Annotated in this window: 11 protein-coding genes; 7 read left to right on the top strand and 4 right to left on the bottom strand. The window is 32.7% G+C overall.

Translation table 11 applies throughout. The features are described 5' to 3' along the window. Nucleotides 1-133 precede the first annotated feature (133 nt). Nucleotides 134-2,086 (bottom strand): acyltransferase family protein, encoded by a 1,953-nt coding sequence (locus ACMAZA_RS01670; protein ID WP_435189457.1) that lies wholly within the window; start codon nucleotides 2,084-2,086, stop codon nucleotides 134-136. Between the two features lie 34 nt (nucleotides 2,087-2,120). Next, on the bottom strand, nucleotides 2,121-3,695 hold the full coding sequence (gene guaA, locus ACMAZA_RS01675) for a glutamine-hydrolyzing GMP synthase (protein ID WP_435189459.1): 1,575 nt from the start codon (nucleotides 3,693-3,695) through the stop codon (nucleotides 2,121-2,123). A gap of 46 nt (nucleotides 3,696-3,741) precedes the next feature. Between guaA and lptG the strand changes: the two genes are divergently transcribed. The 5 genes from lptG (at nucleotide 3,742) to surE (ending at nucleotide 9,324) form a co-directional block, all read left to right on the top strand. Beyond that, nucleotides 3,742-4,824, top strand: coding sequence for an LPS export ABC transporter permease LptG (lptG, locus tag ACMAZA_RS01680; protein WP_435189461.1), 1,083 nt, complete (start codon nucleotides 3,742-3,744; stop codon nucleotides 4,822-4,824). A 10-nt stretch (nucleotides 4,825-4,834) separates the two neighbouring features. Continuing rightward, nucleotides 4,835-5,134: an ATP-dependent Clp protease adaptor ClpS gene (locus tag ACMAZA_RS01685; protein WP_435189463.1), complete on the top strand. Its 300-nt coding sequence runs from the start codon at nucleotides 4,835-4,837 to the stop codon at nucleotides 5,132-5,134. 17 nt (nucleotides 5,135-5,151) lie between these two features. Continuing rightward, on the top strand, nucleotides 5,152-6,255 hold the full coding sequence (locus ACMAZA_RS01690; protein ID WP_435189465.1) for a trimethyllysine dioxygenase: 1,104 nt from the start codon (nucleotides 5,152-5,154) through the stop codon (nucleotides 6,253-6,255). A gap of 102 nt (nucleotides 6,256-6,357) precedes the next feature. Beyond that, entirely contained in the window at nucleotides 6,358-8,577 is a 2,220-nt protein-coding gene (clpA, locus tag ACMAZA_RS01695; protein ID WP_435189467.1) for an ATP-dependent Clp protease ATP-binding subunit ClpA, read from the top strand. Continuing rightward, entirely contained in the window at nucleotides 8,578-9,324 is a 747-nt protein-coding gene (gene surE / locus ACMAZA_RS01700) for a 5'/3'-nucleotidase SurE (RefSeq protein WP_435189468.1), read from the top strand. It abuts the gene before it with no gap. Here surE and ACMAZA_RS01705 read toward each other — a convergent pair. Further along, nucleotides 9,318-10,985, bottom strand: a complete 1,668-nt coding sequence (locus tag ACMAZA_RS01705; protein ID WP_435189470.1) for a glutamine--tRNA ligase/YqeY domain fusion protein — start codon at nucleotides 10,983-10,985, stop codon at nucleotides 9,318-9,320. The genes surE and ACMAZA_RS01705 overlap by 7 nt on opposite strands. A gap of 105 nt (nucleotides 10,986-11,090) precedes the next feature. Here ACMAZA_RS01705 and waaC point away from each other — a divergent pair, with 105 nt between their 5' ends. Beyond that, complete coding sequence (waaC, locus tag ACMAZA_RS01710) at nucleotides 11,091-12,092, top strand: lipopolysaccharide heptosyltransferase I (protein WP_435189471.1); 1,002 nt, start codon at nucleotides 11,091-11,093, stop codon at nucleotides 12,090-12,092. Further along, complete coding sequence (locus tag ACMAZA_RS01715) at nucleotides 12,093-13,259, top strand: nucleotide sugar dehydrogenase (RefSeq protein WP_435189473.1); 1,167 nt, start codon at nucleotides 12,093-12,095, stop codon at nucleotides 13,257-13,259. It abuts the gene before it with no gap. A 10-nt stretch (nucleotides 13,260-13,269) separates the two neighbouring features. Here the strand turns inward: ACMAZA_RS01715 and gmhB are convergent, their stop codons facing one another. Beyond that, nucleotides 13,270-13,800, bottom strand: coding sequence for a D-glycero-beta-D-manno-heptose 1,7-bisphosphate 7-phosphatase (gene gmhB, locus ACMAZA_RS01720; protein ID WP_435189475.1), 531 nt, complete (start codon nucleotides 13,798-13,800; stop codon nucleotides 13,270-13,272). Nucleotides 13,801-13,870 lie beyond the last annotated feature (70 nt).

Here is a 13,870-nt window from a genome sequence, read left to right on the forward strand (position 1 = left end):
AAACTAGTATATTTATTTAAATCTTGTTACAAATTTATCTTTTCATTTCTTTCTGTGGTGTTAATGTATTTTGAAATATATAAGCCCAAAATTGAAGATAAAAACATTTAGATATGCAGGTAATAAAAACCATTCAATCTAAATGAAGGTTTCTTTGTTCTCTTAATTTATTCCCTAGGTATTTACTAGATATATTAGTGAGATGTCCCGTATTGTCTCTATGGATTCTAACCGAGTCAATAAATGCAGAACATTTGATGCCATCCTTACATATTAGTTCATTTAATGGGTAAATCGATAGCCCCATTTTTTTTAGTTCATTAATAAACAAGTTTTGCTTATTAGAAAGATTACTTAAATTGTCAATTTGAAAATCACAATCATAGGTTTTATAGCCATGAACTAATATTTTATTGACGCATGAAGAAGGATCATAAGGTGGAGTATATGGAGGTGGAAAAATCTTAACATTTATTTGACGACTGAAGGTTTTTAAATAATTATCAAGTTGTTCTTTAAAGTACCTAGCTGTTTTAATTATTTCATCATTTGACAAATTTTTTACATAATAGAATCGACTACTAATTATGAGATTATTGATACTACCGTTATTGCGAATGTATTCTTGAGCTTTTTGATTGAATAATTGACACTCGACTATTGAATTAGCTCCCCTACTAGAGTCTGGCATTTCAAGTTGGCTAAGAAAAGGAGGGCAACTTGGTAAAGAAATTTGAGCAGTTGAGCCTTCTTCATTTAATTGGACAAATTCAATTGCATGTTGAGCATAGCTATCACCCCAAACTATATTATTAGCTGACAGATTGCCATCATCATTAAAATCACGAAAGCCGCATTCAGGCGTTATATTAAAACCACCCTTACAACTGATGTAGCCAATTGGTGCATTTCTTGGATCATTGTAATTATCATAACCATAATATTTATAGGGCTTTCCATCTTCTGTAATTTGATATAAAAAATAGTCTGAGTTATTTTGAATTGCTTTACCAATTATTATAGGAATCAGTAATGCAAGAATTGAATAAACAAAAATCTTATCCCTTGTTAAGAAGTTTTTATTCCTGAATGGCCTTTCAATAAATCTCCAGCTTAGAAATCCTAATAATAAAGAGGTAATGGAAAGTACAAGATATAAACTAATTGACGGGGGATCTAACAAGCGTAGTCTTGCAAATACAAATAGTGGCTGATGCCATAAATAAGTTGAGTAGCTAATCAAGCCAATGCCTACTAATAATTTTGTACTTAATACCTTGGCAACAAATGTTTGCTTGTCAGCAAATAGAATTATCAGAACAACACCTAAAACTGGAGCAAGTGTGTAGATGCTTGGGAAAGGAGTGTTATTATCATACGCAAAGATAGAGAATAAAATTGCCGCAAGTCCAATTAATGACAATGTATTATTAGTTTGTACTCCTCGTTTTATTATAATAAATGCTGCAATAGAACCACTAATCAGCTCCCATGCTCTTGTTGGCGTGAGATAAAAATTAGCTATTCTTTCGTTTCTCCAGCCCCACTCACTAATACCTAGGCTCAATATTCCAACCATAACAAGCATCCAAAATATACGCTTCTTACCAAATCGCCAAGTTAATAAAAGAAAGATTGGGAATAATAAATAGTACTGCTCTTCAATTCCCAAACTCCATGTATGCAATAGAGGAATTTCTTCAGTATTTGGAGTAAAGTATCCATCACCACCTGTTCGCCAAAAAAAGATGTTGGATGCGAATAGACTAACATATATAAGACTTTTTGCAAAAACGTCTGTCTGGTATGGCAGCATCCAATTCCAGGCAAATGGAATACAGATAAGCATCATAAAGGTCAGTGCTGGTAATATCCGTCTTGCTCGACGTTCATAAAAGTTTAATATGCTAAAACGGTTATTTTCAAGATCATTAATTAGAATAGTAGTAATTAAATAGCCACTAATGACAAAGAAAACATCTACTCCAACATAACCACCACTGAAGAGAGAAAATCCTGCATGAAATAAAAGAACTGGAAGAACAGCAAGTGCCCTTAGACCATCAATTTCAGGACGATATTTCATTCACTTGAAATTTTAAAAACACAAAACGATATTATTATTCCCATTCGATAGTGGAGGGTGGCTTTCCAGAAATATCATACACTACCCTTGAAACTCTGTTGATTTCGTTCATGATGCGATTTGAGACATAATCTAGAAAGTTATATGGAAGTCTTGCCCACCTTGCAGTCATGAAATCTATAGTCTCTACAGCTCTCAAAGCGATTACATAATCATATCTTCTTTCATCGCCAGTAACTCCAACTGATTTCACAGGTAGAAAAACAGCAAAAGCCTGATCTACATTGTCATATAAATTAAAGTTATGGAGTTCATCCATAAAAATACTATCAGCCAATCTTAAAATATCTGCAAATTCTTTTTTGACTGGGCCTAGAATTCTTACACCTAAACCAGGGCCAGGGAAAGGATGACGAAACAACATTTTTTTTGGAAGCCCAATTTTTACTCCAATTTCTCTTACTTCATCTTTAAAAAGTTCTTTGAGAGGCTCTACCAAATCAAATCTCATATTTTCTGGAAGACCACCTACATTGTGATGAGATTTGATTACTTTTGCTTTACCCGATGCAGCCCCTGCAGATTCAATAACATCAGGATATATAGTTCCTTGAGCAAGAAACTTAATATCTTTTAGCTTGGTTGCCTCTTGATCGAAAATTTCTATAAATGCATTGCCAATAATTTTTCTTTTCAGTTCTGGATCACTCTCATTTGAGAGTTTTTTGAAAAAATATTGTTGAGCATTTGACCTAATAACCTTAACTCCAAGATTCTTACTAAAGGTTTTCATTACTTCGTTACCCTCATTAAGTCTTAGTAGGCCATTATCTACAAACACGCAAGTCAATTGATTACCAATTGCTTTTTGAAGAAGAACTGCAACTACTGAAGAATCAACACCCCCAGAAAGACCTAAGAGAACATTTTGTTTCCCAACCTGTAGCTTTATTTTTTGTATCAAATCCTCAATAATATTTTCAGTAGTCCAAGCAAGTTCACAATTGCAAATCCCTGTAATAAATCTTTCTAGAATTTTTACTCCTTGTTTAGTATGAGTTACTTCTGGGTGAAACTGCAGGCCATAATAATGTTTATCCTTATTCGCAAATCCTGCAATAGGGCAATTATCTGTTGATGCAATCAATTCAAAACCTGGTGGCAATTTTGTTACCTCAATACCATGGCTCATCCAAACATCTAATATTTCATGTCCGTTAGGGTTTATTTCATCACAAATTTTATTCAATAGTCCTGAGTGATTTCTAGCACGAATTTGAGCAAAACCAAATTCAGATTTATTGGCGATATTGGCTTCTCCACCAAGCTGAACCGCCATAGTTTGCATCCCATAACAAATTCCTAAGATGGGAACACCAAGTTCAAATACAATTTGTGGCGCTTTAGCAGAGGCCACTTCACTTACCGTATCAGGACCCCCGGAGAGAATAATTCCACTAGGATTAAAATTTTTAATAAAATGGACGTTTACATCATATGGAACCAGTTCACAATAAACACCAATCTCTCGAACCCTTCTTGCTATAAGCTGAGTATATTGAGAGCCAAAATCTAGAATCAAAATCTTATGATGATGAATATTAGGCATATAGAAAAATATGTTTTGAAATGAATAATTACAATGTGGTATTTTAATGAAAATCAGAGACCGTTATATCGCTAAAACACTATTAATGTATTCACTAGTCGTTATGCTTGTTTGGCTAAGCATTTATAGTTTTTTTAATTTCCTATCTGAATTAAATTCAGTCGGAACTTCAAACTATACTATTATTGAGGCTATTAAATTTATTGTTTTACGTATTCCAGAGGTTGCTTATGATCAAGCTTCAGCTGTAATTTTGCTTGGGTGTCTTCTAGGGATGGGGCACCTTGCTTCTACAGGGCAACTTCTTATTTTTAGAGTATCAGGTTTATCGGTATTAAGAACTGTTTGGATTACAGTAAAAAATGCACTCGTCTTAATATTTTTATTGATATTTATTGGTGAAGTCTTAGCGCCAGTCTTGACGAAATACGCCGAAAGTGAGAGAGCGAATGCTTTGGGCCAAGCTAGTTTATCGAATAATCAAGATGGTTTTTGGATTAGAGATGGTGATAATTTTATTAATGTTGAAAATAATGTTGATGGACGCTTATTTAGTGGAATTACTATTTTCGGGATTAATAAATCAAATAAGATTGAAAGTATTTTTAATTCAGAAAGCGCAAATTTTGATGGTAAGTCACTAAGCCTCAATGAAACTGATATTTATTTAATAAGTGAAAAAAATAAATTTGAAAAAATTGATTTAAAAGAACGTAATATTTACAGCAAGAGTGTGGCTTTTGATCAGGACTTAATCTCCAGTCTTGAAAAAGAACCAAAAGATCTTTCTACATACACAATTATCAAGCAGATTCGGTTTTTAACTGACAATAAATTGAGAGCTGGAGTCTTTGAGGTGGAGTTATATCAAAGACTTGTTAAGCCAATATCACTTATTGCAATGATTTTATTAGCTATGCTCTTTATTTTTGGCTCTAATAGAGATGCAACCTTAGGGAGAAAAATATTTTTTGGAGTAGCTATTGGATTATCATTCGAATTAATTTCACGAATCGGAGGTGCAATGTCTTTAAGCTTTGAATTTAACCCATTGCTTAGTTCTTTTGCCCTCCCTCTATTAGTAATAATTATTGCAACTTCAGTGTTAATTAAAAAATCTACAAATTAAATAGATGTCGATGTCTCAAGTTGAATCAAAAACTGCCAAACAAAAACTCAAATTACCTAATAAATTTGAAGTTCTTTTGTTAAATGATGACTATACTTCTATGGATTTTGTTGTTGATGTCTTGAGGAGGTTTTTTCATAAAGAGTTCTTGGCAGCTGAAGCAATTATGCTTAAAATCCACATTGACGGCGAAGCAGTTTGTGGCACATATTCATATGATGTAGCTCAAACAAAAGTTTCACAGGTAATAGAATATTCACGCAAAAATGACCAACCATTAATGTCAGTGTTGAGAGAAATTAGTTCATAATAAATTAGGAGTTATGTATGTCGATTAAATCATTAAAACCCCAAAATGATGGATTGAACATAATTTGGAATGATGGCTCTAATGAGATTTTTCCATGGCTATGGATAAGAGATCATAGCGAGAGTGAAAAAGATCTTCACCCGGATTCAAAGCAGAGACAAATTGACGTGTTTAGTGAGACACCACAAAATTCTGTAATCGAAACAGTTATTGATCAAAAATCAAAAAAAGTTGTTGTTAGATGGACAGATTTAACAGAAAGCTCAGTCTCATTTAATCTTCTTGAATCGATGGCAAAAACCAGCAATCCTAATGCCGAAGATCTGAATAATGAAACGTTTTGGAATTGTCCTAGTGAAATTAAAACCTTTCCAAACATGACTTATGATGACTTTATGAGCGATAAAGGTTTGAAAAAATGGCTCATGTATATTCAAGAAAATGGTTTTGTTTTAGTCTCTGAAGCTCCAGCTACTTCTCAGGCTACAAAAGATTTAATGGAGCGAATGGCTTATGTAAGAAACTCTATTTTTGGTGGTTTTTCGGTCTGGGATAATAAACTTGATAATCCTGATGATACAGCCTTTACATCACTAGCAATTGAGCCACATACTGATGGGACTTATGTGCATGATGCTCCTGGCCTTCAAACTCTTCATTGTTTAAAGAAGGATTCAGTTGGTGGAGAAAATCAGCTGATAGATGGCCTTGCTATTGCTGAAAAAATGAGAAAAGAATATCCAGAGTCATTTAAGATTTTATCTAGCATTAATATTCCTGGAAGATATATCAAAACAGATACATATCTAGAAGCAAAGCGCCCCTTATTTAGACTAAATGATCAAGGGAAAGTAATTCAGGTGAGTTTTAATAATCATGATAGAGCGCCTTTTAGGCTTGATAATGATTCAATGGGTCAATTTTATGAAGCTTATAAGCTTTTTCATAATTTGGCGAATGACAAAAGTCGACAATTTGAATTTATGCTCGAGCCAGGGACGATTTTGACATTTGATAATTGGAGAGTACTTCATGCAAGAGCATCCTTAACAGGCTATCGTCAACTTTGTGGTGGATATCATAACCGTGAAGACTTTGAGAGCAGATTGAGACTAATTTAAGACCTTATATCTCCACATAAATTCCATTTTTTTTTGATTAAATGCTTATTTAGTAATGTTAAAATTGAGTTAAAGAAAAAATGATTACAGAAAACAAATTTTATGATTGAGCAAGGATTACAACAAGAAATTAATATGGTAATGACAGAGGCAAGAAATCGTCGCCTTGAGTTTGTTACTGTCGAGCACTTATTATTAGCGTTACTGAATATGGATGAGGTTATAGCTTTCTTAAGAGGTAAGAGGGTTAATATTGATGAACTCAGAGCAGAGCTTGAGCAATATATCGATTCACATACACCAATAATTTCAGAAGATGCAGAGATAGATATTGTTCCAACCGTTGGATTCCAAAGAGTTCTTCAGAGAAGTGTTTATCAAGCTCAGTCCGCACAAAAAAATTCAGTAAATGCTATGAATGTTTTTGTCAGTATTTTTTCTGAGAAAGAATCCCATGCTGTTTATATGTTGAAACTTAATAATATCTCTAGGCTAGACGTTATGGAAGGTATCTCATCTCAGTTGGCGGATTCACCAGATGAGGAGACTAAAAAAGTTGATGGTGAAAAATCAACTAAACCATCTTCGCTTGCCTCTTTTACAAGTAATCTTTGTGAAAAAGCAAGGCTGGGAGAGATTGATCCTTTACTTGGTCGAGAGGAAGAGGTTCTTCGAACAGTTCAAGTTTTATCAAGACGCCGAAAAAATAATCCATTATTTGTTGGTCAGGCAGGCGTTGGAAAAACTGCAATTGCTCAAGGGCTAGCAAAAAGAATAGTTGATGGTCAAGTTCCAGATGTTTTGAAAAAAACCACGATTTATTCATTAGATGTTGGTGTATTAATTGCAGGAACGAAATACAGAGGTGATTTTGAAAAACGACTTAAGTCTGTTCTAACAGATCTTGAAAAAGATAAACATGCTGTTCTTTTTATAGATGAAATACACACATTAATTGGTGCTGGAAGTGTTTCAGGTGGTTCGCTAGACGCATCAAATCTTTTAAAGCCAGCCTTGGCTGACGGGACACTTAAATGTATTGGATCTACAACTTATGATGAGTTTAGAAAAGTTTTTGAAAAAGATCATGCTTTAACAAGGCGATTCCAAAAAATTGATATTGAAGAGCCTTCCGTTGAAGATACAATCAAAATTTTACATGGGCTAAAGAAATATTATCAATCACATCACAAGGTTAAATTCTCGTCTGCAGCCTTAGCTTCAGCTGCTGAATTAACTCATCGTCATATGGGTGATAGGCGATTACCCGATAAGGCAATAGATGTTATGGATGAAGTTGGAGCACTTCAACAAATAATGCCTAAATCAAAACGCAAAATTAATATCGGTGTTTCGGATATTGAGAATATTGTTGCTAAACTTGCAAGAATTCCTTCTAGACAGGTTAGTAGTGATGATAAATCTCAGCTTAAAAATCTCGAAAATGATCTAAAGCTTGGTGTATTTGGCCAAGATAGTGCAGTTGATTCATTATCAACAGCCATAAAGTTGTCTAGATCTGGTCTATCCCCAGTGGAGCAACCAATGGGCTCATTTCTCTTTGCTGGACCAACTGGTGTCGGAAAAACTGAGATTTGCAAGCAGCTCTCAAGAATTATGGGTGTAAAGTTATTGCGCTTTGATATGTCAGAGTATATGGAAAGGCATTCAATTTCAAAGCTAATTGGCTCTCCTCCAGGATATGTTGGCTATGATGAAGGTGGACTCTTAACTGAGGCAGTTAATAGTAATCCTTATGCTGTTCTATTGCTCGATGAAATTGAAAAAGCACACCCTGATATCTTTAACCTACTTCTTCAAGTTATGGATCACGGTGTTTTGACTGATGCAAACGGTAGGGAAGTTGATTTTCGAAATGTCATACTTGTTATGACATCAAATGTTGGTGCTCAAAGCGTTCAGAGGGCATCAATAGGTTTCAATGAGCAAGACCATTCTCTGGATTATGAGGGCGAACTTAAAAAAACCTTTACCCCTGAATTTAGAAATAGACTTTCAGAAATTATCTACTTTAATTCATTGAGTGAAGAGGTCGTAGTTTATGTTGTAAACAAATTTATTTTTGAGCTTGAAGATGTTCTTGAGCAAAAAAATGTCTCGCTAATTGTTTCAGATAATGCCAGAAAATGGTTTGCTGAAAATGGTTACGATTCAAATATGGGTGCAAGACCAATGTTTAGACTCATTGAAAAAGAAATTCGCAAACCTCTTGCTGATGAGCTTCTTTTTGGAAGGTTAAGTAATGGTGGAACTGTCAAAGTCGGCATAAAAAAAGATAAAGTTACTCTAAATATCTCTTAAATGAGAATCCTTATAAGTAACGATGATGGCTATAAGGCTGATGGAATAATTCAGCTTGCTAAGTCATTAAGTGAAATTGCCCAGGTGATTGTCGTTGCGCCTAGTGAAAATAAATCGGCTGCTAGTAGCTCACTTACTATAGGAAAGCCTTTAAAACCAATTCAGATAGAAAATAATGTCTATGCTATTAATGCAACTCCTAGTGACTGCGTTCATCTAGCGCTGTGTGGCTTTATTAAAGAGCCCATTGATCTTGTTGTTACTGGTATTAATTTTGGTGCAAATTTGGGTGATGATGTTATTTATTCAGGAACAGTAGCTGGAGCCATTGAAGGGAGGTTTTTGGGGCTTCCATCTATAGCTTTGTCATTGGCAAGTTGGGAGTGCAATCATTTTGATACTGCTGGAAATATTGCTAAGGTTCTTGTTGAGCAGATTTATAAAGCTCCATTGTCAAACAATACTATTATAAATGTGAATGTACCTGATATTCCAATGAGCGAGATTATGGGGATAAAGAGTACTCGCTTAGGAAGTCGTCATAAATCAGCACCAAGTATTCAAGATCCAAAAGATTCATCATTGTATTGGATTGGGGAAAATGGACAAGAAGATGACAATGGGAAGGGCACTGACTTTAATGCAATATCAAATAACTTTGTATCTGTAACACCTCTTCAGATTGATTTAACAAAATATTCTGAAGTTAATCAACTTTCTAATTGGCTAGAAAATATTAACTATTGATTCCAAGTGTCTCTTAATCCTACTGTTTTGTTAAAGACCAAGCCTTTATCTGAGATATCTCTACAAAAATAGCCTTCTCGTTCAAATTGATATGCTTTTTGAATCTCAGCCTCTTTAAGATTTGGTTCAACATAGCCATTTTTTATAATAAGTGAATCTGGATTTAGTACCATCGACATGTCCTCAAATTTAGAAGGGTTAGGGTCTAAAAAAAGTCGATCATAAATTTTAAACTCTGCTGGAAGTGCTTTACTAGACTCTACAAAGTGAATAACTCCTTTTACTTTTCTTCCATCAGTTGGATTTTTACCTAGAGTCTCTGGATCATAAGAGCAAAAGATAGTTGTAATATTTCCGTTATCATCTTTTTCTACCCTAAGGGCTTTAATAATATATGCGTTCCTTAAGCGAACCTCTTTATCGATTGCGAGTCGTTTAAATTTATTATTTGGAGCGGTTTCCTGAAAATCTGCTTTGTCAATATATATTTCTTTACTAAAAAATATTTCTCTAGATCCCATTTTTTCATTTTGAGGATGATTAGGTGCTAAAAGTGATTCAACTTTTTCTTGAGGATAGTTTTCAATGACAAGTTTAACTGGATTAATTACTGCCATTGACCTTGGTGCATTAGAATTTAAGTCATCTCTAATTGAGGATTCTAATATTGAAATATCAGTAAGACTGTTTACTTTAGACACGCCAACTCTTTCTGAAAAATCTCTTATTGAGGCTGGGGTAAAGCCTCTTCTTCTAAGCCCAGAAATTGTAGGCATTCTAGGATCATCCCAGCCAGATACATGCTTTTCATCCACTAGAAGCTTTAATTTTCTTTTAGAAGTTGTGGCATATTCAAGGTTTAATCTAGAAAACTCATATTGATAAGGCCTATCAGGTTTATTGAAAGCATCTAAATTTTCTAGTATCCAATCATAAATTCTTCGATTATCTTGAAATTCAAGAGTACAAATGGAATGGGAAACTCCTTCAACAGCATCTCCAATACAATGAGCAAAGTCATACATTGGATAAATACACCAATGATCTTCAGTTTGATGATGTGTTTCAAATCGAATACGATATAAAGTTGGATCTCGCATACACATAAAGCTTGATTTCATATCAATTTTTGCTCTAAGAACGCATTCTCCTTCTTTTAATTCACCTACTTTCATTTTTTCAAAAAGTTTAAGATTCTCTTGAACGGTTGAATTTCTGTATGGACTATCCTTACCTGGTTTTCTGAGAGTGCCTCGATAGTCACGAATTTCTTCTGAGCTCAAAAAGCATACATAGGCTAAATCTTTCTTTATTAATTCGAGAGCACATTCATAAAACTTCTGAAAGTAGTTAGAGCTAAATTTAATTTCCTCATTCCAGTCATAGCCAAGCCACTTGACATCATTTTTTATAGAATTGACATACTCAATATCTTCTTTTGATGGGTTTGTGTCATCAAATCTTAAATTGCAATATCCATCATAATCTAGTGCAGTTCCAAAGTTAAGACAAATAGATTTTGCGTGACCAATGTGAAGATAACCATTTGGCTCTGGAGGGAAGCGCGTAATTACTTTATTATATTTACCCTTCAAAAGGTCTTCATCTATGATATTGCGAATAAAATTGGTTGGTTTATCAAATGTATTTTTAAGATTCATAGTTATATGAATTGACCATAATGTAGGGTGATTAAATTATATCATTTAAATGCGTAAATTAATATGTGGTGCTTTGAAAGACTGTGACATTGTAAAATAGTTTTTATGAGAATAGCGATTGTAAAACTTTCTGCACTAGGTGATATTGTTCATGCAATGATTGTTTTGCAGTTTATAAAGAATACTCAAAGTGATATTTCTATTGATTGGATTGTTGAAAAGAAATATAAAGAGTTATTGGAATCAAATCCAGATATAGACAGTGTTCATTCTATTAGCTTAAAGCGAGCTAAAAAGAAACAATCAATCCTAGCATTTTTTAAAGCAGTTAGAAAAGTTCGTAAGCTGCAAAAATATGACTTAGTTATTGATATGCAAGGTTTAATTAAATCAGCTTTAATTTCTCGATTAATTCCTTCAAAATTAACTATTGGGTTTGATAAATTTTCAATTAGGGAGAAGGCCGCATCCATTTTTTATAACACTACTTTTAATTGCCCTTATGAGAAAAATATAATTGAGCGAAATATTTCTATAGTAGAGTTTGCAATGGGAATAACTATTTATAAAAAACAAATTTTAAACAAACTTCCTTTTCTGTTTTCTCACTCAAATAATTTAACCATTAAAGTATTAAATTCTAAAAAAAATATTATTTTAATACCTGGTGCGTCTGATGATTTAAAAAGATACCCTGCAAGAAAATTAGCAAAATTAACTGAATTGATTGATGCTAATTTTTTAATTATATGGGGAAGTTATGAGGAAAAAATAATTGGTGAGCAAATAAAGAATCTATCAAATAATACTACTGTTTGTAATAGAACAACTCTTGATGATTTAATTTCATTAATCTCTAAAGCTCATTTAGTGATTGGCCCAGACACTGGCCCTACTCACATAGCATGGGCTTTAAATATTCCATCAATTACTATTTTTGGGCCAACTCCAGGATATAGGAATACTTTCATGACAGATATCAATAAAATAATTGAATCTGAATCTGAAGTAAATCCTTTTAAGATTAGTAAAAATGATTTTTCAATAGCAAATATTGATGAAGAAGAAATTGTTAAAATGGCAAATTCACTTTTAAAACTTGGATAAATGAAAATAACAGTAATTGGTTCTGGCTATGTTGGTTTATCAAATGCAGTACTTCTTTCCCAAAAAAATGAAGTTGTAGTTCTTGATTTAGTTGAAGAAAAAATACAAATGTTGAATCGTCTTGAATCTCCTATAGATGATGATTATATTAAAGAGTATTTGACTGTTAGAAAGCTTAACTTATCTGCAACTTTAGATAAAAATAAGGCTATTAAAAATGCTGATTATATAATTATTGCTGTTCCAACCAACTTTAATGATGCTACTCAAAGTTTTGAAACTGAAGATCTTAAAAAAACAATCAAAGACATTATTAAAATAAATCAAAATTCTGTTATTGTTATAAAGTCAACTGTTCCTATTGGCTTTACTGAATCATTAAGAAAACATTTAGATGTTACTAATATTATTTTTTCACCTGAATTCTTAAGAGAAGGAAAAGCATTATTTGACAATCTTTATCCTTCCAGAATAATTGTTGGAGAGGTGTCAGAGCGTGCAAAAAAATTTGCAAAGCTACTTGCTGATGGTGCGATTAAGAAAGATATTAAAATTCTTTATACAAATTCTTCAGAAGCTGAAGCGATAAAGTTGTTTTCTAATGGTTATTTAGCAATGCGAGTAGCATTCTTTAATGAGCTTGATTCTTTTGCAGAAATTGAAAATTTAAATACTGAAAGTATTATTGAGGGTATGAGCTTTGATCCAAGAATTGGTTCACATTACAATAATCCATCTTTTGGGTATGGTGGTTATTGTTTTCCAAAGGATACAAAACAATTGTTAACTAACTTCAAAAATATTCCAAATAATTTAGTAAAAGCTATTGTTGATTCTAATTCAACTCGAAAAGATCATATTGCAAATGCAATCATAAGTAAAAAACCCAAAATAGTTGGAATTTATCGATTAATTATGAAGTCTGATTCAGATAATTTTAGATTTTCATCAATATTAGGTGTAATTGAAAGGCTAAAAATGCACGAAATCCATGTTCAGATTTACGAACCATCTATAGATGAAGTTTTTTTTAATAACATTGAAGTTATCAGCGATTTACAAGTATTTAAATCGTCCTCTGATTTGATATTAGCTAATCGACTAAATAATGAGATTATTGATGCACAGGATAAAGTTTACAGTAGAGATATATTCAATAATAATTAGAGGTCAGTATTTACATATTTTGGATTACTCCAATAGCATCTTTAATAGACTCTAATATATATTTAGCTGAAGTATTATTTTCATCAATTTTATGACCACTTTTTAACAAAATTGTATTGGTGACTCCTGAACTTCTTGCAGCACTTATGTCACTCTCCTTGTCGCCAATCATCCAAGAATTTTTCATGTCAATTTCATGCTTATTTTTTGCATTTAAAAACATTCCAGGTTTTGGTTTCCTGCAAAAGCAATTTTTTTCTGGATGGTGCGGACAAAAGAAAATATCATAAATTTCTATTTTATTTTTGATAAACTCATTTTTTAACCATTCAGTTAAATTATAGTATTCCTCAAGAGAATAATAGCCTCTTCCAATGCCAGATTGATTGGATATTATTATAATTTTAAAACCAAGTTTCTGAAAGTATCTACAAGATTCAAAAACTCCATCAATAAATTTAAAATCTTCGATTTTATGAAGATAATTTACCTCATGATTAATGACTCCATCTCGATCAAGAAAAATTGTCTTTATAGTCATAATTCAAAGTAAGTATAATCAATTTGATATCTTGATTATATATAGAGATAGTTAAAATAATCACTTATGC

Source organism: Pseudothioglobus sp. nBUS_23 (assembly GCF_051201565.1).
In the GTDB taxonomy this organism is placed as follows: domain Bacteria; phylum Pseudomonadota; class Gammaproteobacteria; order PS1; family Pseudothioglobaceae; genus Pseudothioglobus.